This window comes from Micromonospora sp. SD19 (genome assembly GCF_054462275.1).
In genome coordinates this window covers 11,202-36,653 of the sequence record NZ_JBTLMN010000001.1, presented here as the reverse complement: position 1 = coordinate 36,653, position 25,452 = coordinate 11,202, and the positions used below count along the sequence as shown (strand labels likewise).

The 25,452-nt window shown below is 67.3% G+C and carries 19 protein-coding genes and 2 tRNA genes; 12 read left to right on the top strand and 9 right to left on the bottom strand.

Annotated features, from left to right (window positions below; genetic code table 11):
- Window positions 1-4 precede the first annotated feature (4 nt).
- Window positions 5-895, bottom strand: a complete 891-nt coding sequence (locus ACX27O_RS00145) for a hypothetical protein (protein ID WP_358129684.1) — start codon at window positions 893-895, stop codon at window positions 5-7.
- Between the two features lie 301 nt (window positions 896-1,196).
- Window positions 1,197-1,352 (bottom strand): hypothetical protein, encoded by a 156-nt coding sequence (locus tag ACX27O_RS00140; RefSeq protein WP_458938794.1) that lies wholly within the window; start codon window positions 1,350-1,352, stop codon window positions 1,197-1,199.
- A 128-nt stretch (window positions 1,353-1,480) separates the two neighbouring features.
- Between ACX27O_RS00140 and ACX27O_RS00135 the strand changes: the two genes are divergently transcribed.
- A complete protein-coding gene (locus ACX27O_RS00135; RefSeq protein WP_030331603.1) occupies window positions 1,481-2,023 on the top strand; it encodes a YbhB/YbcL family Raf kinase inhibitor-like protein in 543 nt (180 codons plus the stop codon).
- A gap of 99 nt (window positions 2,024-2,122) precedes the next feature.
- Here ACX27O_RS00135 and ACX27O_RS00130 read toward each other — a convergent pair whose 3' ends face one another.
- Window positions 2,123-2,833 carry a class I SAM-dependent methyltransferase gene (locus ACX27O_RS00130; protein ID WP_030331601.1) on the bottom strand — a complete coding sequence of 237 codons (711 nt, stop codon included), beginning with the start codon at window positions 2,831-2,833 and terminating at the stop codon, window positions 2,123-2,125.
- Window positions 2,834-3,046: 213 nt separating this feature from the next.
- On the opposite strand from ACX27O_RS00130, the gene ACX27O_RS00125 reads away from it, so the two are divergent.
- Window positions 3,047-4,882, top strand: a complete 1,836-nt coding sequence (locus ACX27O_RS00125) for a hypothetical protein (protein ID WP_247680604.1) — start codon at window positions 3,047-3,049, stop codon at window positions 4,880-4,882.
- 22 nt (window positions 4,883-4,904) lie between these two features.
- On the opposite strand, the gene ACX27O_RS00120 is transcribed toward ACX27O_RS00125, so the two are convergent.
- Window positions 4,905-5,681 carry an IucA/IucC family C-terminal-domain containing protein gene (locus tag ACX27O_RS00120; protein WP_279517572.1) on the bottom strand — a complete coding sequence of 259 codons (777 nt, stop codon included), beginning with the start codon at window positions 5,679-5,681 and terminating at the stop codon, window positions 4,905-4,907.
- 324 nt (window positions 5,682-6,005) lie between these two features.
- Here ACX27O_RS00120 and ACX27O_RS00115 point away from each other — a divergent pair, with 324 nt between their 5' ends.
- Complete coding sequence (locus tag ACX27O_RS00115; protein WP_030331595.1) at window positions 6,006-7,535, top strand: peptide deformylase; 1,530 nt, start codon at window positions 6,006-6,008, stop codon at window positions 7,533-7,535.
- 68 nt (window positions 7,536-7,603) lie between these two features.
- Here the strand turns inward: ACX27O_RS00115 and ACX27O_RS00110 are convergent, their stop codons facing one another.
- Complete coding sequence (locus tag ACX27O_RS00110) at window positions 7,604-8,719, bottom strand: globin domain-containing protein (RefSeq protein WP_210859707.1); 1,116 nt, start codon at window positions 8,717-8,719, stop codon at window positions 7,604-7,606.
- Window positions 8,720-8,863: 144 nt separating this feature from the next.
- On the opposite strand from ACX27O_RS00110, the gene ACX27O_RS00105 reads away from it, so the two are divergent.
- Window positions 8,864-9,634 (top strand): CPBP family intramembrane glutamic endopeptidase, encoded by a 771-nt coding sequence (locus ACX27O_RS00105; RefSeq protein WP_210865566.1) that lies wholly within the window; start codon window positions 8,864-8,866, stop codon window positions 9,632-9,634.
- A gap of 4 nt (window positions 9,635-9,638) precedes the next feature.
- Here ACX27O_RS00105 and ACX27O_RS00100 read toward each other — a convergent pair whose 3' ends face one another.
- Complete coding sequence (locus ACX27O_RS00100; RefSeq protein WP_458938793.1) at window positions 9,639-10,877, bottom strand: hypothetical protein; 1,239 nt, start codon at window positions 10,875-10,877, stop codon at window positions 9,639-9,641.
- Window positions 10,878-11,116: 239 nt separating this feature from the next.
- Between ACX27O_RS00100 and ACX27O_RS00095 the strand changes: the two genes are divergently transcribed.
- Both ACX27O_RS00095 and ACX27O_RS00090 read left to right on the top strand, forming a co-directional pair.
- Window positions 11,117-11,207 (top strand) — tRNA-Ser (locus ACX27O_RS00095).
- Between the two features lie 35 nt (window positions 11,208-11,242).
- Window positions 11,243-11,315 (top strand) — tRNA-Arg (locus tag ACX27O_RS00090).
- A 101-nt stretch (window positions 11,316-11,416) separates the two neighbouring features.
- Here ACX27O_RS00090 and ACX27O_RS00085 read toward each other — a convergent pair.
- A complete protein-coding gene (locus tag ACX27O_RS00085; RefSeq protein ID WP_458938792.1) occupies window positions 11,417-12,835 on the bottom strand; it encodes a tyrosine-type recombinase/integrase in 1,419 nt (472 codons plus the stop codon).
- Between the two features lie 614 nt (window positions 12,836-13,449).
- Between ACX27O_RS00085 and ACX27O_RS00080 the strand changes: the two genes are divergently transcribed.
- The gene (locus ACX27O_RS00080) at window positions 13,450-13,575 is read left to right on the top strand and encodes a hypothetical protein (RefSeq protein WP_458938791.1); all 126 of its coding nucleotides are present in this window, start codon (window positions 13,450-13,452) and stop codon (window positions 13,573-13,575) included.
- Window positions 13,576-13,617: 42 nt separating this feature from the next.
- On the opposite strand, the gene ACX27O_RS00075 is transcribed toward ACX27O_RS00080, so the two are convergent.
- Window positions 13,618-14,814 carry a TIGR02391 family protein gene (locus tag ACX27O_RS00075; protein ID WP_458938790.1) on the bottom strand — a complete coding sequence of 399 codons (1,197 nt, stop codon included), beginning with the start codon at window positions 14,812-14,814 and terminating at the stop codon, window positions 13,618-13,620.
- Window positions 14,815-15,293: 479 nt separating this feature from the next.
- On the opposite strand from ACX27O_RS00075, the gene ACX27O_RS00070 reads away from it, so the two are divergent.
- Window positions 15,294-16,241 carry a hypothetical protein gene (locus ACX27O_RS00070; RefSeq protein ID WP_458938789.1) on the top strand — a complete coding sequence of 316 codons (948 nt, stop codon included), beginning with the start codon at window positions 15,294-15,296 and terminating at the stop codon, window positions 16,239-16,241.
- A 99-nt stretch (window positions 16,242-16,340) separates the two neighbouring features.
- Here ACX27O_RS00070 and ACX27O_RS00065 read toward each other — a convergent pair whose 3' ends face one another.
- Entirely contained in the window at window positions 16,341-17,798 is a 1,458-nt protein-coding gene (locus tag ACX27O_RS00065) for a tyrosine-type recombinase/integrase (RefSeq protein WP_458938788.1), read from the bottom strand.
- Window positions 17,799-18,248: 450 nt separating this feature from the next.
- Between ACX27O_RS00065 and ACX27O_RS00060 the strand changes: the two genes are divergently transcribed.
- Genes ACX27O_RS00060 through ACX27O_RS00045 form a run of 4 tightly spaced genes read left to right on the top strand, consistent with a single transcriptional unit; the run spans window position 18,249 to window position 25,334 of the window.
- Window positions 18,249-19,781: a DUF3375 domain-containing protein gene (locus ACX27O_RS00060; RefSeq protein WP_458938787.1), complete on the top strand. Its 1,533-nt coding sequence runs from the start codon at window positions 18,249-18,251 to the stop codon at window positions 19,779-19,781.
- On the top strand, window positions 19,778-20,536 hold the full coding sequence (locus ACX27O_RS00055; protein ID WP_458938786.1) for a DUF4194 domain-containing protein: 759 nt from the start codon (window positions 19,778-19,780) through the stop codon (window positions 20,534-20,536). The genes ACX27O_RS00060 and ACX27O_RS00055 overlap by 4 nt, the downstream gene beginning before the upstream one ends.
- Complete coding sequence (locus ACX27O_RS00050; RefSeq protein ID WP_458938785.1) at window positions 20,533-24,084, top strand: ATP-binding protein; 3,552 nt, start codon at window positions 20,533-20,535, stop codon at window positions 24,082-24,084. Before ACX27O_RS00055 ends, ACX27O_RS00050 begins: the two co-directional genes overlap by 4 nt.
- Window positions 24,081-25,334: a Wadjet anti-phage system protein JetD domain-containing protein gene (locus ACX27O_RS00045; protein ID WP_458938784.1), complete on the top strand. Its 1,254-nt coding sequence runs from the start codon at window positions 24,081-24,083 to the stop codon at window positions 25,332-25,334. The genes ACX27O_RS00050 and ACX27O_RS00045 overlap by 4 nt, the downstream gene beginning before the upstream one ends.
- Window positions 25,335-25,452: the final 118 nt, after the last annotated feature.

The following is a 25,452-nucleotide window of genomic DNA, read 5'->3' as shown; positions in this document are numbered from 1 at the left end:
TTGACTACGGGCCGCCCGGCGAGAAGTCGACGTCCGTGCCGGTGTCGACACCGACCAGGATCTGACCCGTCTCCTTGATGCCATCGATGGTCAGATACAGCTCGGCTTCCTTCATGGTGTTCTCGTCCAACGCGAAACGGCCCTTCTTGTCGGCGGGCTGGTTCAATCCCGTCGCGATGGATTCGAACATCGTGCGCAGCAATGCGGTTCGTTCCGCCGCATCCGTGGGCCATTCGCCCGTGAACCATTGCGGTGCCTCGGTCGGGGCATGAACGAGTGGAACGTGAATGGTCCAGAGCAGTTCGTGGGCAAGTAGATCCTCCTGGCTCGGCTCGGACCTGGCTATCAGACGACGGCTGAGCTTCTTGAGCCGCTTGTGTTGCCGTTTTCCCTGCCGTGTGAAGCGCACGGCCCGCGCCCTCGCCTTGTTGACACCGGCGTTGGTGTTCCAACTCATGACCCCCGTCGCGAAGAGCGCGAGCCCCAGGCACACCGAATTGACGGAATGGAAGATGGCGATCGGCGCTATCCCGAGGGCGGTCGAGAAGGCATAGCTGCAGATGCTCACCCGGCGCATGAACCGGCGGGGGCTCAGCTTGCGGGCAAGCCCCCGGTGGCGTAGCAACTGGCAGGTGAGCGCTGTGACTGTCTGCGCCACCGGCACCTGGTGTTCGGTGTGCAGCACGGCCTGTGGCGAGACGGCATTGAGCAGCAGTCGCTCCTCGAGCTCCATGCCGGTGGTGGCCTTGTCGGTGCGGGTGATTGCCACACCCTCTGCTGTTGATTCGAGTGTGAGGTGTCCCGCTCTCGCCAGTGCGAAGATTTCGGCAGCTGCCCACTGTGGTGCGTACCGCAGAGAGTTGACGACCAGGATGCCGTCCGCGATGACAGTCACTCGGTTCCTCCGTGACTCGGCCTACTGATCAGTCGCCCACACCCTGCCGTCGTCTCTGCCCGGCCGGTGAATATTCCACGGATTCGTTAGCAGTCGAGCGGGGTTGCCGCCTCATATCGCCGACGTCTCGCCGTTATTCAGAGATAGCAGGTTCGCTCGTTGAGGGTCAGCCAAGGTCGGGTAGACGACATCGGCACCGGCCAGGGGATTGATGGTGGCGATACGCTGACGACGCCATTTCCGGGAGCCGGTGGAAGGCTCATTCGGCAGCCCTGTGCTGCCGCTGGGCCCCACGTTCCGGTCACTGCGGAGGGTCGGTGGTCCGACGCTGCTGGCGGATCGTCTCGTCGGCCAGTCGCTCGACCGCGCGTCGCCGTTCGTCGGCGATGGCCTGTTCGTCCCGGCGGCGGAACGCGGTGAAGACGGCCACCACGAAGTCCCGCCACATGCCGGCCACGATGTCCCCCTGAGGACGTTGCCCGAAACTCCACCGTAGCTCCGGAAAACCACAGTGCCGCTCGTCGGACAGGCCGCAGCGGGGTATGAAGGGGCTGGTATCTCCGCACATCGGAAGGACGCGTCCCCATGACCCTGGAACGACCGATCGCCCCGGACCCGTACGAGTTGCTGCCGACGCTGCCCTCGTTCACGCTCACCAGCGACGACGTGCAGAACGGCGAGCCGATGGACGCCCGGCACGCGCATGGCAGCACCGGGGGCGACAACGTCTCGCCGCAGCTGACCTGGTCGGATTTTCCCGCTGAGACGAAGAGCTTCGCGGTGACCTGCTACGACCCCGACGCGCCGACCGGTAGCGGTTTCTGGCACTGGGTGCTGGTGAACCTGCCGGTCAGCGTCACCCAGTTGCCCAGCGGGGCGGGCGGCGCGGCGGGCGCCGACCTCGGCGGGGCGTTCTCGGTGCGTAACGACTACGGCGACCAGGGTTACGGCGGGGCGGCTCCGCCCCCCGGCGACCGCCCGCACCGGTACGTCTTCGCGGTGCACGCCGTGGACGTCGAGCGCCTCGACCTGACCCCGGACGCCACCCCCGCCTACGTGGGCTTCAACCTCACGTTCCACACCCTGGCGAGAGCGGTAATCCGCCCCACGTACCAGATCAAGGAGTAACCGCCGCCCAGGCGCCGCGATCTTGCACTTTCTGTCCCAACTTTCCCGATATAAAGGGCATAGCGACGACCGAAAGCGCAAGATCGCGCGGCGGTGGGGTCAGGAGGGGACTCGGGCCACGGCGAAGACGGACTGGCCGAAGGGTGGGAGGACCAGTTGCTCGGCGGCCTTGGTGGCGGGCAGGACGAGGGTGTCGTACACCTTGACCATCGGGCCCTCCTTCGGCATCAGCCGGAAGACCTTGGTGGCCATGAAGTAGCCGATCAGCCCGAGCGCGTTCGCGTAGTGGATCTTCTCGACGGTCAGGCCGGCGTCGGCCATCGCCGCACCGAGCGTCTTCTTGGTGTAGCGGCGGACGTGCCCGGTGGCGATGTCGGCCGGGCCCATCGCGAACTGGAACGCGGGCACGATGATGATCACGGCGCCGCCGGGTCGGACCAGGTCGCGCATGCTCCGCAGCGCGCCCACGTGGTCCTCGATGTGCTCCAGGACGTTGTACGAGACCGCAGCGCTGTAGTCGCCCCGGCCGTTGTGCGGCAGCAGCATCTGCCGGACGTCGATGTTCGGACGGTCGGCGAGGCGCTCCTTGAGCTGCACCAGCCGGTCCGGGTCGGCCTCGGTGGCGGTGAACCGGGGCAGCCGCTCTGACCATTCCAGCGCGTAGTCACCAAGGCCGCTGCCGATCTCGATCGGGTCGTCGCCGAGGTACGGCACGGCCAGCTCGATGAACCAGCGACGGTGGTTGACAGCGGTTGCCAGGCCTTCCAGCACCTCGGACTGCACGCGCTGATCCCCAGTGATTTCTGCCATGCGTCGATTCCTCACGATATGAACTCGACCCGTGCCTGGACCGACAGAGTGAATCATCCGCTGGGACGGCAGAAGAATCGGGGCATCGGGGTGGCCGAATTGTGGTCGGGGGGGTGGATTCGTGATCGGCGGTCGGCGAACCCGGCACATAGTACGGCAGTACCCCGAAACATGTCACGGCGGTGCCATGCGCTGACTACCCTATGAATTGTCATGACTACTCCTGAATCGGACGTGCCCAGCGGCAGCGACGGCCCGGCCGCCGCGCCGCCGGCGGAGGGGGCCTCCGGTGCCGTTCGGCCTTCCCGCAGGGGGAAATGGGCGGATCTGGCCGCCGTGCTGAGCTTCGTGGTGCTCGGCTTCTGGGTCACCGGTCGACTCTGGCTGGACCCGGGCAGCGATGTGCGGGACAACCAGTCCGACCAGTCGCAGTTCGAATGGATGATGGCCCACGGTGCGCGAGTAGTCACGCACTTTGCGTATCCGTTCCATTCCAATCAGATGAACGTGCCCGACGGCGTGAATCTGATGGCCAATACGTCCGTATTATCCATTTCATTGCCAATGACGCCGATCACCCTGCTGTTCGGGCCGCGCGCCTCATTCCTGGTCTTTCTCACCGTCGGCATGATTGCCACCGCCACGGCCTGGTATTTCGTGCTCTCCCGGGTCCTGATCGGCAGCCGGGGACCGGCCTGGCTGGGCGCCGGCTTCTGCGCGTTCGCGCCGGCGATGGTGTCGCACGCCAATGGTCACCCGAACATCGTGTCGCAGTTCGTCGTCCCGTTGATCATCTGGCGCACGCTACGACTCGGCGAACCGGGCCGCTGGCTGCGCAACGGGGTCCTCCTCGCGCTCGTCATCGTCTGGCAGGCATTCCTCAACCTGGAGATCCTGCTGATGACCGCGATCGGGCTCGGCGTGGTCATCGGTGTGCTCGCCGTCGGCCGCGCGGACATCCGGTCACGGGCCCGGTCCTTCCTCGCCGGCCTGGCCCTCGCCGCCGGGATCGCCGCGCTCCTGCTGGCGTACCCCCTGTACGTGCAGTTCTTCGGCCCGGACGCGTACTCCGGGCTGTCCCGCCTGATCCGCGGCTACTCCAGTGACCTGGCCTCGTTCGTCGCGTACTCCCGGGAGTCCCTCGCCGGGAACGCGCGCACCGCAGCGGGCCTGGCCAAGAACCCGACCGAGGAGAACAGCTTCTTCGGCTGGGCACTGGTGGTGCTGGTGATCGCCCTGGTCTGGTGGTTGCGCCGCTCGATAGTGGTGCTCGCGCTGGCCGGGCTCGGGTTGCTCTTCGCGGTGCTCTCACTGGGTCGGGAGGTCCGCTTCAACAACCGGGGTACCGGTGTGCCGGGCCCCTGGGCGGCGTTGGAGAACCTGCCCATCCTGCACTCGGTGGTGCCGACGCGCTGGGCGTTGGCGATCACCCCGATCATCGGGCTGCTGCTCGCCTACGGCGCCGAACGGGCCCGCGAGTTGGCGTACGCGCACCCGGTGGCCCGGGGACAGATCCGCTTCGTCACCGCCACCATGCTCACGATGGCCCTGTTGCCGATCGTTCCCACCCCGCTGCCGGTGGCCCGCCTCGACCCGATCCCCACCTTCGTGACCAGTGGGGCCTGGCGTCCGTACGTGAGCGGTGGGCGCAGTGTGGTCACCCTGCCGTTGCCGGACACCACGTACGCGGAGCCGCTGCGCTGGTCCGCGTCGACCCGGCTGGACATGCCGCTGGCACGGGGCTACTTCCTCGGCCCGGACACCCGCCCGAACGCCGACCCGCCGAAGGTCGCGCTGTTCGGGGCGGTTCCGCGCCCCACCAGCAACTTCTTCGCCACCATCCGGCGCACCGGCGCGGTGCCGCCGATCACCCCGCAGAGTCGGGTCCGAGCGGTCGACGACCTGCGCTACTGGCGGGCGGGGGTGGTGATCCTCGGGCCACACGAGCACGAGGCCGCGCTGCGTCGGGGGATGACCGAGCTGACCGGGATCGAACCGGTCTTCACCGGTGGGGTGTGGGTGTGGGACGTCCGGTCGTTGACCGACTGAGCCGCGTCTGCCCAGCCCTTACCTAGCGGACGCAGCAGCCCTGGCAGACCTTCGGCCGGGGCAGGGTGAAGGCGAGGCAGCAGGTGCGCCGCTGCACTGTCGGCTCACCGGTCGGCCCGGGCACCAACTCGATCAGGTCGGTCAGGTCGAGTGCGCCGAGCAGGGTCTCGATGCTCTGCACCGTGGAGCCGGGCAGACCGTCGGCGGCCCGCAGGATGCCGTGCGCGATGCCGGAGGCGACCGAGCCGAGCAGCGTCCGGGTGCCCACCCGGACCTCGGACTGGATCGCCGTGATGAGCGGCGCCAGATGGGCGTCGAGCAGTGACGCGCGCAGTGCGGCGAGCAGCTCCGCCTCGTCGGCGACGACCCGCACCTCCGGCAGGCCGGCGAGCGCCAGCGGGTCGTTCGGCAGCACCGCCACCGTGGTGCCCCGCCGCAGACCCATGGTGAGCAGCTGCCGGTGGTCCTCGAAGTGGATCAGGAGATCGGCCGGATCGAGCAGTGGCACCCGCCGGGCGGAGGCCCAGCCGAGCACGACCGGCAGCGCGGCCCAGTAGCTGTACGACTTCCAGGCCAGTGCCGCGCAGGCGTGCGGGGTGCCGCCCCAGCGGACGGCGGCGCCGTTCAGCAGCTCCGGCAGTCGGCTGCCGTCGATCAGGGTGGTGGCGGGCGACCAGCCGAACTCGTCCTCGACCAGCAGACCCCGGGCGAGGCCGGGGAGGTCGTCGGTGCCGAACATGGCCCGGAGCGCGGCGGTGACGGGAGCGAGCGGCGTGGTGGCGGCCTCCCGCCTCGGCATCACCGCTGTCACCTGAGTCGTCCCCTGTCTCTGTGACCGAGGAGTGCGCCCCGGCGGACGAACGAGTGCCGTCCTGAGCTAAGGCTAGCCTAACCAGACCTGCGACCGTAAGGGAAGGCTCACCTTGGTCCAATCCCGGAGGCGCAGGTCACTCCGCATCCGGCGGGTGTGACGCCTCGCTACTACCCGGAGCCGATGCTGGGAAACGCCGCCACACGGCTGGTGTCTTCGGTGAATTGTCAAGCGGTGTGTCGAAAAGATGCCACATGAGTGTGTGCTCGGGCACGGAACGTGAAACTTATATCCCCGGCCACGAGGAAGCTGATGACGACCTCACCCCTCGAACGGGCTGCCGACTCCTTCGCGGCCGAACTCGCCCGGCAACGGACCGGGCGCGGGCTGTCAAAGAAGCAACTGGCCGTTCTGATGGGGTTCGACCCGTCCTACGTGAGCCACGTCGAGGGGCGCCGGCACCGCCCCACCGAGGACTTCGCCCGCCGAGCCGAGGCCGTCCTGGAAGCCAGCGGCGCGATCTGGCAACGCTTCCGGGAGTACGACGACCTACGGCACGCCCGGGTGGGCCAGCCGCACCGCGGGCCGTACCTGCCGGGACAGTGGCTGCCACCCGGCACCGGGCTGGTCGTGGAACGGGAACTGGCCACCCTCACCCACACCGAGGACGGCTACCGGTGCGTCATCCGCCGGGAGCTGTACAACGCCGGCCTTGAGCCGGTCACCCGCTACCTGGTCCGGGTCGCCGTCGACCGCTACCCGAACGACCCCGGCCGCTCCAACCGGCACCACCGGGAGCACCCCCTCACCTTCGCCGAGCTGCAGATACAGGCCCGCCGGGACGACGGCGGCGGGGACCCGGAGCCGATGCACTGGCGGGCCAAACACGACCGGGACGCGTTCAAGGAGATCTGGCTGCTCTTCGAGAACGGAGAGCGGCGCTTCCCCCTCTACCCGGGTGACCGGGCCACCGTCGAGTACGCGTACAGCGTCGGGCACGAGAAGTGGGGCCTCTGGTTCCAGCGAGCCGTCCGGCTGCCCACCCGGCAGCTGGCCGTACGCCTGGACCTGCCGGCGGCGCTCGACCCACAGGTCTGGGGCGTGGAGACCTCGCTCAGCGCGGAGGAGGGCCCGCTGCGGACGGCCCCGCAGCGTCACGACGAGGACGACCGGGCGATCTACGACTGGCAGACCGACGACCCGCCGTTGAACGCCCGCTACCGGATGCAGTGGCGCTTCCGGGCCCGACCGGACACCGAACCGGACGTCGGACCCGGCGCCACCCGGGTCCGACCCAGCGACCGGATGCGCGGCCTCGGCGTGCTGCAACGCGGCGCCGATCTGCTCCGCCAGCGTGCCCGCCCGTTCGATCTGCCCAGTGAGGAACGGGGGGCCCGGGCCGTTGTCGACCGGCTCACCGCGATCCTGACCCGGTTGGACGAGCTGCACCCGTTCAGCAAGGGAGTGGGGGTCGCCGCCCCGCAGTTCGGCATCGACCGGGCGGCAGCGGTGGTGCGGCCCCCCGACCGGGCGGCGGAGCCGGTCGTGCTGCTCAACCCCCGGGTGGTCGACGCCGACCTGGAAACCGACGAGCAGTACGAGGGCTGCCTCTCCTTCTTCGACCACCGAGGCCTGGTGCCCCGACCGCTGCGCCTGGACGTGGAGCACGCCCGGTGGGACGGCAGCCGGATCATCACCTCGTTCGAGTTCGGCATGGCCCGCCTTGTCGCACACGAGGTCGACCACCTGGAGGGCCGGCTCTACGTGGACCGGATGGCACCCGGCGTGCCGTTGGTGCCGGTGGAGGAGTACCGCGAGACCGCCCACCCGTGGAGTTACTGACCGACGAGGGACCGGGGCGCGTGCCCCAGGGGGCAGGGGCACGCGCCCCGGTGTGGGGGGAGGAACGTCTAGAGGTCACCGAAGGTGTCGTAGCGGATGCGGGGCGGCGGCACGTCGTCCGCGGCGAGCACCCGCAGGGTGGACCGGACCATCCGGGCGGCACCGGAGACGTAGCAGTCGTGCGTGGTCCACGGGCCGTACCGGGCCACCACGTCCGGGATGTCGCCCTGCTCGCCGTCGAAGTCCGGGTCCTCGCTGCACGCCGGGGTGACCGACAACCACGGGTGTACGGCCACCAACTCCTGCAACGCGGCCAGGCCGTACAGGTCGGCCGCCTGCCGGGCGCCGTAGAAGACGTGCACCCACCGGGTCCGGTTGAAGGTGGCCAGCTCCTCCACCAGCGCCTTGATCGGTGCCAGCCCGACGCCGCCGGCCACGCAGAGGATGTCCCGTTCCGAGGCGCGGTCCACCGTCATTGACCCCATCGGCGCCGCCAGGCGCAGCAGGTCACCCGGCCGCACCCGCCGGACCAGCGCGCCGGACACCCAGCCGGCCCCGGGAGACCGCACGTGGAACTCCAGCACGTTGTCGTCGTTCGGGGCGTTCGCCACCGAGTAGTTGCGCCACACCCGGGGGTGGTAGCGCGGCACCTCCAGACTCACGTACTGCCCCGCCTGCCAGCGCAGCGGATGTTGCAACGCCCGGCAGGTCAGCACGGCGGTGTCCGGGCCGTACCGCTCGTGGGTCAGCACCTCGGCGTGCCAGAACGGCGGGTCGTCGTCGGCGGCCGCGCCGGCCACCATCAGGGCGGCGATCGCCGCGTACGCCTCCCGCCACGCCTGGTCGTACTCCAGGTTCCAGCCGTCACCGGCGATGCTGCGCAAGGCGTCCAGCAGCGCGGTGCCCATCGTCGCGTAGTGCTGCTCGTCGACGTGGTACTTACGGTGGTCGCGACCCAACGCCCGGAGGAACTCGTCGAAGCTCTCCGGGTCGTCGACGGTGTGGATCGCCGCGATGATCGCTTCGAGCAGGCGGTCGCCCTGGCCGGTCATCTGCACCGGGAAGAGCTGCCGCAGGGCGGGGTCGAGCAGGAACAGCCGAGCGTAGAAGTGACCGCTCAACCGGACCCGGTCGTCCTCGACCAGGGCCCAACTCTCCTTCAGCAACCGCGCGAGGTTGTCCACGGGCGCTCCTTCTCCAGACGGCAACGGATCGGGCGCCCATAGAATCTCCACGGAGAGTGTCGACTGGTCGCACAGAATGTGCGATCGGCTCATGCTGGCCGGTCGGCCATGTCACCGCCGCCGCCCGTCGGGCAGAGTGGTGCGGTGACCGTTGAGCTGACCCGCCCGGTGTCCCGCCGACTGCTGGGCACCGAGACGCTGCTGGTCCTCGGCCTCTCCCTCGGCCAGTCCGCGATCTACGCGGTGGTGTCGATCATCGCGAAGTTGACCGCCGACGGTCCGCTCTCCAAGCAGACCGCCTCGTTGAACACCTCGGCGTCGGCCCGACCCTGGCTGGACCTCACGTACCAACTGCTCGGCATCGTGTTCGCGCTGCTGCCGGTGCTGCTCGCCGTACACCTGCTCAGCCGTGACCCCGGCGACCCGGCGCGGACCCTCGGCCTGGACGCCCGGCGGCCCGGCCAGGACGTGGCGCGCGGTGCCGGCCTGGCGGCGCTCATCGGCCTACCCGGGCTGGCGCTGTTCTGGGTCGCGGCCCACCTGGGCCTCAACGCGACGCTGGTGCCGGCCGCGCTGCCGGATGTGTGGTGGGCGGTCCCGGTGTTGATCCTCGCCGCCGTGCAGAACGCCGTGCTGGAAGAGGTGATCGTGGTCGGCTACCTGGTCACCCGGCTGCGCCAGCTCCACTGGCGGCTGGCCGCGATCATCGCGGCCAGCGCGCTGCTCCGCGGCTCCTACCACCTCTACCAGGGCTTCGGCGCGTTCGTCGGCAACGCCGTCATGGGTGTGGTGTTCAGCCTCTTCTACCTGCGCACCCGGCGGGTGATGCCGCTGGTCATCGCGCACACACTGCTCGACGTGTTCGCCTTCGTCGGCTACGCGCTGCTGCCCCGCGAATGGTTCGACTGGCTCTGACCGGTCAGCCCCGACCGGGTCGATAGACGGCCACCGCCCGGGCCGCGAGCCGGTCGGCCGCCGCCGCGTCACCCAGCGCCGCCGCGAGCACCGCCGCCCCCGGCAGCAACCGGGCCACCAGCCGCAACGCCACCCAACCACCGGCCTGCGCGGTGAGCGGCGCGGCCAACCGCCAGGCCGCCTCCGCCGCCCGAGGCCACGCCCCCTCGACCGGGTCGCCCGCCGACTCCGCGGCGGCCAGGGCCGCCACCGCGCTCGCCCGGTCCGGGTGCACCTGGGTCAGCACCAGCAGGTCGACGGCCCGGTCGGGATGCGTCGGATCCTTGCCGTACGCCGCGGCCAGGTGCAGCACCAGCTCCGCATGCGTCCACAGCACCGCGGCTAACTCGGCCAGCGGCGCGAAGACACCGGCAAGCGCGGCGGTCGCCCCGCCCGCACCCGCCGAACGGACGAACCGCCGGGTCGCCAACCGTCCCAGGCCGTCCGCCGACGCGTCCGGATACCGGGTGCGCAACCCCGCCGCCCATCCGGCCGCGCCGGGCCCCAACGCCCGCACCGCGGCCAGCGCCAACAGCTCCGGCGCGAAGCCAGGGTGGTCGAGCACGCGCGCGACGACCGCCCGCAGCTCCGATTCTGGGGTACGCCCCAGAGCCGGCTCAGCCTGCCGCGCGACGGGTGCCGCCGGTGCCGTGACCTGCTCGGCGACAGGTTCGGGGGCGGGCTCGGCCGGCGTGGTGCTCTTGCGCGGGGCGGCCGCGCGCTTGGTGGCCTTTGCGGCTCTGGCCGGGGTCGCCGCTTTGCTGGGGCTCGTCGCCTCGTTCGGGCTCGTGGCTGTGGTGCTGGCGGCCTTCGTGGGGCTCGCGGCCCTGGTGTTCGCGGCCTTGGTGGGGCTCGCGGCACGTTTGCGCGGCGCGGGCGTGGTCGGGATCGCCTCGGCGGGCGGCTCGGCCGCGCTCCGGGTAGCTGCCTTGCGGGTGGGGGTGGTGCGGGCCTTCGGCGGGCCTGGTTCGTCACCGTTCGACGGTTCTGGTTGACCCGCTGTCGCGTCGGTGGTCAGGTCGGCCGGTGCGCGTCCAGGCTGTCGGGGCAGTGGGCGGTCCGGATCCGGTGGTTGGAAGAGCACCGTCGGGGCGGCCTTGGCCCGTCGAGGACGCGGGCTCGCCGGCGCGGCTGCCGGGGATGCCGCCGCCTCGGTGGACTCCGCCGTCCCGGTCGGCTCCTCGGCCACCGTCGGCTCGGCCACGATCGGCGGCCTGAAGGTGGCCCGTGGGGAGCGCCGACGCGCTCCCTCAGCAGGCTCTCGACGGGTCGACTCGCTGGGCGGCTGCTCCTGCATATCGATGGAGCGTAGTCCCGATCACGCCGTCGCACAGCGTGGAATCACCGAGGGCGGGCGGCCCTGGCGGGCGTACCCCGGAAGTCGTTTTGCTCCCGGTGGGTGGCGACCTGTATCCTCGGGCGCGGTGGTCTGAGGATCACCAGGGAGACTTCGCCTAGTCTGGTCTATGGCGCCGCACTGCTAATGCGGTTGGGGTCTTAAAGCCCCTCCCGGGTTCGAATCCCGGAGTCTCCGCGCGAAAGCCGGGTGTGTACACTGGCTGAGCACAAGCGCCCGTAGCTCAATGGATAGAGCATCTGACTACGGATCAGAAGGTTAGGGGTTCGAGTCCCTTCGGGCGCACAAGATCATAAGACGTCTGGCCTGCGGAAACGCGGTCAGGCGTTTTTTGTTGATCGTCCCGGTTGGATAGTGGGTGTCGCGTGGGTGTCATGTGGGCGCGGTCACTTTCCGTAATCATGCTTGGGTCGCATGTGCGTTGACCTGCTCTTCCGTGGTGAGGTCGCTGGTGCTCGACGGGTGGTGCGCTTGTTTTTTGGGCGGGGTGTGGGGCGGCTGCTCTGGCCCGTCTTCCTGATCTTTTCGCGGGTGCGGCGGGCTGCGGCGAGAACCAGTCGCGCAGTGGCTTCGGCGCTCCTACGCTGGGCATATGGCAGGACGCTGGTGTAGGTGTCAGCGGTGGTGACGATGCTTGCGTGGCCGAGCTGATCTTGCACGGTTTTGAGGTCGGCACCGGCTTCGTGGGCGAGCGACGCGGCGCCGTGGCGGAGGTCGTGGAGACGGATCGGCGGGATGTCGGCTCGCTTGACGAGTCGACTGAAGTGCCGTGTGGCGTATTCGGGGTGCAGTGGCCGACCATCTGGGCGGATGAACACGTAGCCGCTGTCGTAACAGGCTCTGCCTGCCGCCTCGCGGGCGGCCTGTTGCTGACGCTGGCGGCGAAGGTGCTCGCGGAGCACGGCCACGGTGTGTTTGTCGAGAGCGACGGCACGCGTGCTGGCAGTCGTTTTGGGTTCTCCTTCGATGACCTGGTAGCCGACGACGGTGCGGCTGCGGAAGATGAACAGAACGCCGTGGTCGAGGTCGATGTCCGACCAGCGCAGGCCGCATGCCTCGCCGCGACGTAGGCCGCGCAGGGCGATGAGCCACCACAGCGCGAAGAGCCGGTCGTTGGTCACCGCGTCGAGGAACGCGGCGAGATGAGGCGCGGTCCAGACGGCGACCGCTGGCCGTTGACCGGTTGCCCTCCATTCCGCGACGCGTGCGGGTGTCCACACCTGGGCGTGTGGCTTGCGGTAGGACGGGAGTTCGAGGTGCCGGATCGGGTTGGCGTCGAGGAGGCCCTCCCGGACAGCGAGGTTAAGTGCCGCGCGAAGAGTGGTCCGCAGATGCTGCAGGCATGAGGGCGACTGTGGCTGGCCGCGTCCGTTGGTGGTCTGTGCGATGTCGTCGAAGCCGCCGCGGATTCGGCGGATGTTGAGGTCGGCCAGGGTGATCCTGCCCATGTGGGGAATGAGGAACTGTTCGACGTCCCGTGTGTACTGGGCCCTGGTGGTGTCCTTGATCTTGGTGCGGGTGGACAGCCAATATCGCAGCCACCGTTCGAGGGTCCATCCCTGCGCGGTGCGTTCTTCACCGGTCTGGCTCAGCCACTCGTTCCGCGCCTGGGTGGCGGCAGTCTTGGACCGGAAGCCACCTCGACGGGCACGCGCCGGCCTGCCGAACGCGTCGGTCGCGGAGCAGGCGAAGTACCAAGTGCCATGGCCGCGTTCCGGCAGGCGCGTGCAGTTGTTCTCGAGCCGCTTCTTGGTGTCGTTGTGTCGGCAGCCACACCGCTTGTAGATAGTTCCCGGACCAGCCACGGTTCTCCCCTTCTTGTGCGCTAAGGAGGTATTTGTGAGGACTGGTCACATTCTCTGTGGTGGCGTTGAGGGATAGACGGACTGCCAGTCCGTCGCACAGGTCGCGCTCGATTCAGCGCCGGAGGGCTTGCCGGGCCGTTCGTCGACGACACGGTGGCGGTCAGCTACGCCGACCTTTTGCGCGACGCTCTTGCTGGCGAGCCGTTCCAGCGGGCTTTCTCGCGCTCTTCACCGAGTTGGTGCGAGCCCTGGGAACGGGGACGGCCGCTGACGTCGGCTGCGGCCCGGGCCGACTCACCGGTCATTAAACGGCCTCGACTTGGATCCGTTCGGTGTCGACCTTCCACCGGCGATGATCGAGGTGGCTCGACGGGATCATCCCGGCCTACGTTTCGAGGTGAACTCCATGATTCACCTCGACCTGCTCGACGGAAGTCTGACCGGCCTGCTCGCCTGGTTCTCCCTGATCCACGTCCCCGACGACGAGATACGAGGGTTCTGTCCGAGTTCCGCCGGGTGCTTGGGCCCGGCGGAGTCGTGCTGCTCGGGTTTCACATTCGGTGACGGCAGTCGACTGAAGACGGAGGGCTACGGCGGCCACCCGATGCAGGCACGTGCACCGTCGCCCGCCGGGCCGGGTGGCGGCCTGGCTGGTGGCTGCCGGCTTCGCCGTCGAGGCCGAAATGACGCACCGGCCAGCGCCGAACGTCGAGGGCGCATTCGTCTTCGCCGACCGCTGAAGTGGCCGGCGGCATCCGAACCGCAGACCAGACGGGCACTCGTCAGGACTGCTCCTGGGCGAGCCAGTCCTTCGCCTTTTGTGAAATCGTATCCGGATACTCCTTCTGAACAAACTCCAAGAACTGCTGCATACCTGCCGATTGGTCGTTGCCGAACGAGTCCTTCGTCGGTAGATCCAGCAAGCGGTCGAGGTCAGCTTCAGTGAGTTCGTCGACCACGATCTCAAGCCGCATCAGCATGATGTTGCTGTGGTCGTAGCTCCGGGTGAAGTCAGCCTCGTCCAGCCACTTCGTCTTGAGCACTTTGCGCACCGCCGAGGACCGAACTTTGGTAGGGAGCGCCAAGTTGCGCAGCCACTTGCCATCCTCGAAGTCATGGTAAAAGGCGCCTGCGGTTCGATAGCTGTGACGCTTCGTGAGGACTAGGTCTTCAAGCTCCTTGATCGTGTCTTCGCTGACGTATCGTGTGATCAAGTCGTAGGCGAGACTCGCCAGCGAGATGTAGTGCAGGGCAAGGTTGGGTTCGAGAGGTGTTGCCGGCGTGTGGGCCTTCTCGTTTCTGAGATGCTGGACACCCAAGTGGAGGTAACCGATACCTCGGAAGAAGTCTGCTTCGGCATCGTTGGCGGGTGTCGCCTTACCGAACAGAGCTTCGTAGTGTGCGGTGTTCTGGGCGCTGTTGTTGAAGACGTCTGAGGCCTTCTCCTTGCCTGTGATCTCGCGGAGCTTTCCGCGCACCAGCTTGTAGGACTCCTCGACGGCATGGAAGTAGTCACCGGTTGCCAAGTACTGCCCGATATGGTCATAAATTTCCCCGTGTATCTCCACCTGAATCTTGTTCTTTAAAACCGTCGCTTGGGTGGTGAAGATGGCGGGAGTGGAGTCAGCAGATAGTGCGCTATCGAGTTCCGTCGCGATCTTTCGGATCCTGGCGATCTGATCATCCGTGATTTCCTGGCAAAAGCCTGAAAAGCCCGGAGCGGCCTGCTTCGCTTCGATGTAGTCGGCGAGGGTGCCTAGCGTTAATGCGACCTCGCGATCTGAGCTGATCTTCCATAGTGTCCTCAACCTGTTCGCCTTCGACACTCCGCACTCGGCGTACTTATCCTCGTAGATGTCGATTCCGAGGTCGTCGAAGAGCTGCGCCAGTGATGTGTTTGTGAGGTCAAGGACATATCCACCACTCATGCCTAGGACGGCCTCTAAGAAGGTCTTGTCTGGCAACGTCAACTTGCTCACGACTCGTTGCTCCCCTACTCGGCCTGTCGATCCCCAGTGCCAGCATGATGACGTCGGTCTGCGGGCACGACCGAGCAAAAGATCATCGTCAAGATCGGATGTGCTGTCATCAGCGCGGTCGGACATCCGACATCACGCACGTCACACGCCGTACGAAGCGGCCCCCGGTAGAAGCGGATGTCGTCGCAGATGCGCCAAGGGTCCAGGTTGGCAATGCCGCCGTCCTCGATGACGGCCGCCGCTGCAGGATTATGATCCTCGGACGCGCGCTTGGGCGAATTGTGCAGACCTATCCATTAATCTGCCGACCACGCATTACCGGTGTCCAGCTATGGAGAGCTGTCGAGCCGTTGACTGCGAGCGGTGCTGCCGTCTAGCACGACGAGCAGGGCGCTGCGGCGAATCGCCTCACCGTAAATGTCTTGCAAAGGTACGGCGACTCCTGTAGACCCAGGACAAGGTCGGCCGGAGGTGAGTCAATGCGAAAACGGTATCAGCGATTGGGTTGGATTCCCACATTCAAGGAATTCATGTCTGGTGCGGGAATAGATCCTTCCACCCTTACGGATGCTGAATTCGAGGGTTGCTGGGCGCATTATGATGAAGCCGTGTGGCGGATCGTCGGCGGGGCGCGACAACTGCCAGATTTACCCATTTCGGTCGGAGCGCTCAACCAATTATTGGCAGAGGACGTCATCGCGGATCACCTAGGGGTGAAGTGGGTCGAGCAGAATATCATAAACTCGAGCCTGAGCGATCAAGCTCGAAACTACGTCGGACTGGATGGCCCTAAACTCCTGAAGGTACTAGCGCTGCATCGAGTTCAAGAGTTGGCGAGGCGCCTGTATCAGTTGCAGAGCTTCTCCTGGTTTGACTCAGTCCTTGACGGTGTGCGAACGCGCGAGCTGAGTGGCGCTGCCTTCGAACTTGATGTTCTTTGGATCCTACAGATTGCCAGCCCGTACGTCCAAACCAGGAAGGAGGTCGGGGTAAAGGGGAGCGACTATGACGCCTTCGCGTTGATGGAGCGCAAACTGGTTCCAGTTGAGGCGAAAGCTAAAGATGACCGTACTCCATGGTCCCCGAAAACGGTAATAAATACCGTCAAGGGTGCCGCCAGGCAAATTCCTAAAAACGATACCGGCCTGCTCTTCTTCCGGATACCAACCGCATGGGTGGGCCCAGAGCTTGAGGAGGCTTACGCGGATGTCCTCGCTGAGGCGACGCGGCAGACTTCTCGCATCGGGGCTATCGTTACGGTAATTGACAAGCCGTACCTCAAGGGCGAAAAATTCGCGAGCGTCAGCCGTCATCTTCACTTCTTCGCAACTGGAATGTGCCCTGATCACATCTGGTCATTCTGCAACCGACTCCGGACGCTTCACGACTCAGGTATGACGCAGATGGCCCCAGATCCACCCTTCTAGCTCACCATTAACGCACGATCGCCATTGGACCCTGAGCGGCAAGCGACGGCGATGCTCGACTGTCGCCACGCCGCCCGGAAACTCCAGCGATGACACCTGTCAGCGGGATTTATGCGCCCGCCCGGGCCACCGCCGGCCTGCCGAGGACCGAAGCTTGGCGCCTCCTGTGGCCGAGGACGGCTTCCACCGAGGGCGGCAGGCAGGTGCCGCCGTCGGCCGCGCCTCCGCGGCGCGTTCCTGCGGTGGCTTCGGATTGTGGCTGAGCTGGCGCCGGATCTCCTCGCCAGGTTTTCCAGCGTCAAGGACCAGACGCGCGGTGGCTTCCGCGGCCTCGCGCTGAGACTCGGGCAGGACGCTGGTGTAGATGTCCGCGGTCAGTTGGATGGTGGCGTGCCCGAGCTGGTCCTGCACCGCTTTGAGATCGGCGCCGGCCTCCCGCGCCAGGGTCGCCGCGCCGTGCCGCAGGTCGTGCAGCCGGATCGGCGGCAGCCCAGCCCGGTCAACCAGCAGCCGCATCCGCTGGGTGAGATAGCCCGGGTGGATCGGCATCCCGTCGGGGCCGGTGAACACGTAACCGCTGTCATGCCACACCTTCCCAGCCGTGGCCTGCGCGTCGCGCCGCTGGGTTTGCCGCTCGCGGTGCTGACGCAACACCCGCACCGTGTGCTGGTCCAAGGCCACATTCCGGCGGCTGGTCGCGGACTTCGGTGGCCCCTCGTGCACGTCGTAGCCGGCGGTGGTGCGCTGCCGCACCACCGACAACTGGCCCGCGTGCAGGTCGACCTCGCTCCACCGCAGGCCGGCGGCCTCACCGCGGCGCAGACCCCGCAGGGCGATCAGCCACCACAGGGCGAACAAGCCGTCGTCGCGGACGTAGTCCAGGAAGGCCGCCAGCTGTGTGGGTGTCCACACCGCGACGGTGGGCCGCTCACCGGTGGCCCTCCACTCGGCGACGCGGGCCTCGGTCCACACCTGGGCCTGTGGACGGGGACGCGCGGGTAGCTCCAGGTGGCGAGCCGGATTGGTGACGAGCAGGCCCTCGCGCACGGCGCCGGTCAGCGCCGCCCGCAGCGTCGTATGGATGTGCTGCAACGTGCAGGCGCTCTGCAGTTGCCCGGACCGGTTGCGGGTGGCCGCGATCTGCCCGAACGCCGCGGCGAGCTGCCGTGAGCTCAGGTCACCGAGGATCAGCTGGCCGATGTGCGGGATCAGGAACCGCTCGACGTCGTGGCTGTAGTGCATTCGTGTCGTTGGCCGGATCCGGGTCCTCGTCGACAGCCAGTACCGCAACCAGCGGGTGACCGTCCAGGACCGGCCGGCCTGCTCCTCCCGGGACAACGCCAGCAACTCGTCGCGCGCCGTGCGCGCCGCCGCCTCTGACGCATAGCCACCCCGGCGGATCCGCTCGGTCTGCCCGAGCAGATTGCGGGTTGAGCAGTGGAAGTACCAGCTGCCGTGAGCGCGCTGCGTCAGCTGCGGACAGGACGCGCCGCGCCGCCGGCCCGTCTCCGGGTCGACACACCGGCACCGCTTCACGACGACACCCTGACTGTTCATGATCTCCCCCTCTGATCTGGTCAGGGGCTCATCGTCGCGAAACCGCAGGGAGCGACTGAGGGCTTCAACCCGAAATATTCGGCATCCGTCGAGTAAAAATGGAATGAGGTGAAACGTGACCGTGTCCGTTGATGGTCGGGGGATCTCGGAGTCGCAGTTTGCGTAAACGCTCAGGCAAACGTCACGACTCATGAAATCTGATCATGGATTGGTCGGACGGGAACAATTTTAGAACGATTGTACGACTCCGGTAATTGTCGGACGCGGCTGGCATCATCGGGTGCGAATCAACAGCGCGCCGATGGGATGCTGCATGAGATGCGACTGCGGGCGAGTCACGACGTTCGCCGCTGTGCGATGCGTCGGCAGGTCGCCGTCCTACCTGGCTGGGCCACACCGTAGGCCGCGACGGCCTTCCTGCAGGCCGACATCGAGAGTTGATCGCGCCCGGTGAGCGACATTGTCGGCGAGCTCGCCCGCGTCGCTGGCGCTTTCGACCAGCCGACCCTCACACTTCTGTACAGAGGCCACGCGAAAGTGGTGATCGCGATGCTGCGCAGCGCGTTCACACGGGACAACCGCACCATCTCCACCGCTCGACTCCACGCGCAGGTCGACACCTACCTTGATCAATTGCGGATCGCGGGCTTGACCGATCTCCCATCCGGCACGGGTCGTGATCTGTGCATGCGGTGGATGCGGGGGCAGTGGCTTGTCCGCAGCGTCGAAGACGATGGCGCCGAGGTCTACACGCTGACCAGCCACGCCCAGGACGCCCTCAACCTCGTCACGAACCTCACGAGGGAACGCGCCAGCCTCAGTGAGCACCGGATCGCCACGATCGTCAACGCGGTGCGGCGGTTCAACACCGAGGTCAACCCGGACCGCGGCGCCCGGGTAGACATCCTCAACAGCGAGATCGCCCGGCTGACCCGCGAGCGTGACCGCCTGCTGGAAGGCGCCGACCTGCCGCACGTGTCAGCCGACTACATGCTCGAGGGATACGGGGAACTGCTCCAGTTGGTGGCGGCGCTGCCGAGCGACTTCGCCCGCGTGCAGGAGGCGTTCACCGCCCTTCGCACGCAGATCCTGGCCTCGTTTCGCGCAGAAGACCGCCACGCCGGCGAGGTAATCGACGACTACCTGCGGCACACCGACTCACTGATGACCGCCACCGCCGAGGGCCGAGCATTCGAGGGCGCCTTCACCCTGCTCCGAGACGACGAGCTGCTCCTGCAACTGCGCGAAGACCTCTCGGCGCTGCTGAGCCATCCTATGGCCGAGGACATCCTCAACGACGTCGACCGCCGCGATCTGCGCGGCACTGTCGGGCTGATCCGGCGCGGCATCGACGCGGTGCTCGCCCAACGCAACCGTGTCACCGCGACGCTGCGCGAGTACATCCAGACCCACAACGCCGTCCGCGACCGCGAGCTGGACAACACCCTGCGCCAACTCGACGGCGAACTCGCACGATGGATGACCTCAGCCGGGCCACGCACGACCGTCGCGTTGCCGCTGCTCCCCGCCCGCTTAGACGTGACCCATCTCCGCGAACGATTCCACAACCCGGACGACGACGCCGGGCCACCGCCACTGCGGGACGTCACCACGCAACGCCCCGACGGGCTCACCCTGGCGGACCTGCTGGCGCAGGGCGGCCCGTCGCTTGACCAACTACGCGCCGCCGTTCACGACGCCCTCGCCTCGGACGAGCCTCTGGCATCCCTAGGGCGGCTGTTCGACGCGCTGGACGCACCGCTACGCCGGCCCGTCGAGATCTTCGGTCTGCTTCACCTGACCACGAACATGGACGACTTCGTTTCAGACGAGGAGCACACCGAGGTGTACCGCACGCTGCGCCCGGACAGCACCCGACGCGACTTCGCGGTCCCAGTGATTACCCCAGGCCCGCGGAGCCCAGATTCTGCCGCGCCCGCAGACGACCGCCCGGGCCGAGCGCCCAGATCGGAGCCCGCATGAGCATCGATGAGACCTCCTCGACCGGCGAGACCGGGGATCTCCCCATCGGCTGGGACGACCCCGAGCGGGAGTTGACCAGCAGCGTCTCACTCTTCGAAGGCGATGAAGGCGGGCTTGAGCTGCCGCAACGCCGCGTGCTGGTCGCACTGCTCAAGCAGCGGTTCATCACCGCGCAGAGCCACCCCAAGGAATGGAAGACGCTCACGGCGAACCCACGGCTGTTCCGCTCTCGGCTCAACGACCTGTTCCTCAACCTCCACCTGGACGCCGAGCGCGAGGTCGCCTACAAACGCCCGGCAGTCCCCGAAGGCGGCGGCAAGTTTCCCACCCTCCTCCATGACACCGCGTGGAGCCGCGAGGAGACCATCCTGCTGGTGTACCTGCGCACCCGCAGCCGCTCGGAAGAAGCCGCCGGCACCTCCCGCACCTACGTCGACCGGCAGGACATCCTCGAGCACATCGTCTCGCTCCGCCCGGCACACGCCACCGATCACGCCGCCGATGGCCGACGCGCCGTCAAGGCCATCGAAAGTCTCCTCCGAGCCGGACTGCTGATCGGCGCCAGCACCGCCGAGCGGTTCGAGGTGAGCCCCGCCATCGACGTCGTACTGCCCCTGGAACGCCTGCAAGACCTGCTGCGATGGCTCAAGGCACCACACCAAGGCGAAGCCAGCGACGAGTCTGCCACCGGCCCCGTCGGCGGCAGCGATCCGGACGCTACCGACGCCGCCATCAGCGACGAGGAGGCACCGTGACGATCGACGACGAGGTCCAACCCGCTTTGCTGCCCGCCGCCGTGCTCTCACCGCCCGCCACCACGTCATCACCAACTCCACTGTTCTACGTCGCCGGAGCCACCGACGGCACGCTGCAGTGGAAGGCCGAGGCTTTCCAGCTGGTGAACTGGGGAGGATTCGAAGGCCGGGTCCGTTTCGACTTCCACACCGGCGCGACGCTGATTTCCGGGGCGTCCGGCACGGGGAAGAGCACCCTGCTAGACGCGTATATCGCCCTGATGATGCCGTCGGACACATCCTTCAACGGCGCGTCCAACGACGCCGTCGCCGGCCGTGCCCGCAGCGCCGAGCAGCGCAACCTGCTGTCCTACCTGCGCGGCCAGACCGACACCACCGCCGACGACAACGGCCGAGAACGGCCCAAGGTGCTCCGCGGCGACGGCCGACCCACCTGGGGCGCGGTGGCCATGACGTTCATCGACGACCACGCCCGCCGATTCACCGCGCTACGGGTGTACCACGTCTCGACGCGAGCGGCCCAGGCCGGGGACATCACCATGCGGATGGCCACCTACGAGGGGTACCTCGACCTGGCAGACCTCGCCGAGCACGCCACCTCACTGTTCGCGCCGAAGTCCCTCAAGACGGCTTTCCCCGGCCTGGTGACACACGACAGCTACGCCTCCTTCGCCGCCCGCCTGCACACACGGCTGGGCATCGGCGCGAACGGCGACGGCGCGAAGGCCCTGCGACTGCTGGTGCGGATCCAGTCCGGCCATCAGATCCGAACTGTCGACGAGCTCTACAAGGAGATGGTCCTGGAGCGGCCAGCGACGTACGACGCGGCCGATCAAGCGATCAGCCACTTCGACGACCTCGAAGTCGCCTACGTTGCCATGCAGACCGAGCAGCAGAAAGCCGACATCCTCGGCCCGATCACCCAGAAGCACGCCGACCTCGAGACGGCACGATCAACAACCGCGCAAATCGAGGCATTCGGTCTCACCGCGGCGGGCGACACCCCGATCGTGCTGTGGAGCCTTGATCGTGAGGCTGCGCTACTGCGAACGGCGACTGCCGGCACCCAGCGAGCAAAGGAGGCCAACGCCGCTGAACTCGCCCGCGCATCGTCGTCCGTCACCTCACTCGAGGATGACCTGGCCGTCACGATCACCGCCCATCGGGAGGCCGGCGGTGGCGAACTGGAGAGTCTCGCCCAGCAGGCCATCCAGGAGAAACAGCGCCGCGATGAACGACTGGCACGGCGGGCAGCACTGGCCGAACGCACTACCAAGCTGAGCGTTCCACTGGACGATGGGGTCGCCTTCGCCCGCCTCCAAGAGACGGCCGCGGCGTTTCTCGGCGACTACGAGAACGCCGCAGGGGCGCTACGAGACCGCCGCGAACACTTACGGGACCGCGAGTTTCCGCTGCTTGAACGCCGCAGGAAGCTGACCGAGGATCGTGCGTCGCTGGCCGGTCGGGCCGGACGCGTCCCGAAGTATCTCGATGACCTACGCCAGGACGTCGCGCGGGCGTCTCGCATCGATGTAGCTGAACTGCCGTTCCTCGCTGAGCTGATCGACATCGACGCAGACCAGCGGCGGTGGCGGGCCGCGGTGGAAACGGTCCTTGGGGCGAGCGCCCGGCTGCTGCTGGTGCCTCAAGACAGGTTGGAGGAGTTCTCCGCGGCGATCGACCCGCTCCACCTGCGCGGCCGGTTGACATTCGAAGGGGTGGCGCACGGCCAGGACGGCCACGCTGAGCGCAACCCAGACCGGCTCGCCGGGAAACTGATCTTCAAAGACTCCCCGTTCTCCGGGTGGGTGCGCCAACACGTGTCTGAGCCCGCCCGAAACGCCCTCTGCGTGGAAAGCTCGGACGAGCTGAAAGGACCCGGCTATCGGGTGACGCTGGCCGGCCAGACCCGCTTCGGGACGCGCGGTACGCACGGCCGGCGCGAACAGGCGAACATCATCGGATTCAGCAACGAGGAGGCCCTCGCCGACATCGACCAGGAACTGGCCGACATCGAAAAGGAGCTAGTCCAGATCGACCAAAGGCGAGGCGTGATCGACGCCGAGCGCAGCGACTTGGACGCCCGCCGCAGCGCCTACGACGCGGTCCGGGCAGCCATCTGGGACGACATCGACGTGGCCAGCGCCGTAGCGCGCATCACCAGTCTCGACCGGGCACGTCAAACAATTCTCGACGCCGACGACCAACTGCAGGCGTTGCAACGGCGCATTGACCACCTCGGCCAGCAGCTGGAGGTAGCCCGCGAAGTCCGCTACCAGCTCAGGCAGGAGGAATCCGGCCTTGACAAGAGGATGTCCTGGTTGCATGAGCAGCACAGCGCGGTAGACGGAAAGCTTCAGCGAATCATTCACGACCAGCGGGTGGTCCTGACCGACGCCCAGGCCGCCGCACTCGATCGGCACTTTATCGAGGCAGTCGCCCCGGCAGACCCCGATGACCTCGATCAGTTCCCGACCCACCTGGGTCGGCTCCTGCAGAACCTATACACCGAAGCGGAAAAGGCCGACAGCCAGGCGCGTAACGCTGAGGTCGAACTCGAACGGATCTTCACCGCCTACCAGGTGAAGTTCGATGACCCAAATCTTGGCCGCGGCGTCGCGTCGTACTCTGACTACGCCACGATTCTGGACACCATCCTCACCACCGGTCTGCACGAGCGCCGGGAAGAGTGGCGTCAGCGTCTCATGAAGTGGAGTGGCGAGGACCTGGTCCCGCTCGCCGGGGCCATGGAGTCCTCGGTCGACGAGATTGAGGAACGCCTCGATCCGATCAACGGCATCCTCCGCAGTCTGCCGTTCGGCGCCAACCGCGACCGGCTGCGCATCAAGCTTCGGCGCCTGACCCCCACCGCTGTAGTCCAGTTCCGTCGCGAGCTACGGACACTGTCGTCCGGCGCCACCCGAGACCTACCCGAACACCAGACGGAACAACGCTTCCGCGAACTGCAACAGTTCATGGGCCGCCTCCGCCGCCGGGACGACCCTCGCGCGATCGCCGAGCTCAGCGACCGCGACCGACTGCTCGACGTGCGGCGCCACGTCGAGATCACCGCCGAACGGTACGACGCCACCGGACAACTTCTCAGCACTCACTCCTCGCTCGGCGGCAAGAGCGGCGGCGAGAGCCAGGAACTGGTGGCGTTCATCGTCGGCGCGGCACTGCGGTTCCGTCTCGGTGACGAACTGCGGACCCGCCCGCGGTTCGCGCCGGTCTTCCTGGACGAAGGTTTCGTCAAGTCCGATGCCGAGTTCGCCGGCCGCGCCGTGCAGGCGTGGCGAGGCCTGGGCTTCCAGCTGATCGTGGGCGCGCCGCTGGACAAGGTGACAGCGCTTGAGCCACACATGGACGAACTCCTGGCCATCACCAAGAACACGACAACCCACTACTCCTTCGTCACCCGAATCAGCGACGTCAGACAGCACACGGCCAGCAGCTCACCGGCCATACCGATCGCGCGCAGCCCGATTAACGGCGCCCGCGCCACGGCAGACAGCGGCCCACGAGACGGTGAGGCAACCGCCCGATGAAATCTCCTGAGCAGGTCCTGACCGACATCGAGCGACGGCTCGCCAACACCTGGGCGCGCTGCCTGGCCGACCCTCATGCGGTGGCGTCGCTGTCGGCAGCGCACGACACAGCATTGCCCCCGAGACCAGTACCTCTCCAACAGCCCGGCCAGCCACCAAAGGCCTGGCCGCATGCCTTCCCGCTAGGACAACCCCTCTCAACCAGCCTCGAAAAGGACTTCGCCTTTCCGGTGACCTGGGCCGCCACATGGCGAGCATGGAGCGCCACGCACGGCACCTCACTGCGCACACGCTCCCGGCGAGTCCACAACACCGACCAGGAACTCCCCACCCACCTCGTCGTCACCGACGTCGATCACGCCGCACGACTGTGCGGCGGGCATTGGCCGCAGCGCCTAGAACGAGGCCGCCACCGCAGCGCCCTCCTCACTAGCGGCTTCCCCCACCTTGTCCAAGCGCAACTGCTCGCCGCGACAGTCGCCGCAGTTGATGAGCTCAGCGAGGTGGACTTCGATCTGCTGCGCCGCGCCGGAGCGTGGTTCACCGAACACGACGCGGCCGGACTCACTCCCCGGCAAGTGCCGATCGAGGGGTTGCATGCCAAATGGCTCAACCATCGGTTGGGTCTGGTACGCCGCCTCTCAGGCAAAGACGTCCTGGGGCTGCTGCCACCACATCCGCCCCGAGTCCACTTCACCTATCTCGACCCTGTCCACCTTGCCGCAGGCGGACGCCGACACGACTCGATCACCATCGGCGACCGGGCACAACCGGAGTACCAACCACGGGTGGTGGTGATCTCCGAGAACAAGGACACCGCCATCCAGTTCCCCGCCTTCGACGGCGGCATCAGCGTCGAGGGCGTCGGCCGCGGTGGCGGCGCGATCGCCGCGCTGCCCTGGCTGACGACCGCCCAGCACGTCCTCTACTGGGGCGACATGGACGCCGACGGCCTAGAAATTCTCAACGAGTTCCGCGCCGCCGGCGTACCCGCCGCATCGCTGTTCATGGACCTGACCGCCTACAGCCGCTGGGAGCGATTCGGGACCAACAGCGATACCCAGGGCCGGCCGCTGCAAGCCCGCAGGCCGCGACCCGTGCCGTTCCTAACCGATGCCGAAAAGGCCCTCTACCAATGCCTGACCGAGGAGACGTGGACCCGACACCGACGCGTGGAGCAAGAGCGGATCCCACTCGATGCGGCCCTGTCGGCCGTACAAGGGATCGTTGACGACAACCAGTACCCGTAGGGCAGGCCGTTCCTCTTAACGGCCGTTCGGTGCCAGCGCGTGCATGGTCACCGGTATTGAGACCATCGGCCTTTGGCACGACTGCGTCGAGTTGCTGATCGACCCAGACGGCAAGTAC

Excerpts from the sequence above, each read along its gene's own strand:
- ACX27O_RS00120 (WP_279517572.1), bottom strand. The coding sequence starts at position 5,681 with ATGCCGAGGCGGGAGGCCGCCACCACGCCGCTCGCTCCCGTCACCGCC.
- ACX27O_RS00125 (WP_247680604.1), top strand. The coding sequence starts at position 3,047 with ATGACTACTCCTGAATCGGACGTGCCCAGCGGCAGCGACGGCCCGGCC.
- ACX27O_RS00045 (WP_458938784.1), top strand. The coding sequence starts at position 24,081 with ATGAAATCTCCTGAGCAGGTCCTGACCGACATCGAGCGACGGCTCGCC.
- ACX27O_RS00115 (WP_030331595.1), top strand. The coding sequence starts at position 6,006 with ATGACGACCTCACCCCTCGAACGGGCTGCCGACTCCTTCGCGGCCGAA.
- ACX27O_RS00130 (WP_030331601.1), bottom strand. The coding sequence starts at position 2,833 with ATGGCAGAAATCACTGGGGATCAGCGCGTGCAGTCCGAGGTGCTGGAA.
- ACX27O_RS00070 (WP_458938789.1), top strand. The coding sequence starts at position 15,294 with ATGCGAAAACGGTATCAGCGATTGGGTTGGATTCCCACATTCAAGGAA.
- ACX27O_RS00065 (WP_458938788.1), bottom strand. The coding sequence starts at position 17,798 with ATGAACAGTCAGGGTGTCGTCGTGAAGCGGTGCCGGTGTGTCGACCCG.
- ACX27O_RS00055 (WP_458938786.1), top strand. The coding sequence starts at position 19,778 with ATGAGCATCGATGAGACCTCCTCGACCGGCGAGACCGGGGATCTCCCC.
- ACX27O_RS00135 (WP_030331603.1), top strand. The coding sequence starts at position 1,481 with ATGACCCTGGAACGACCGATCGCCCCGGACCCGTACGAGTTGCTGCCG.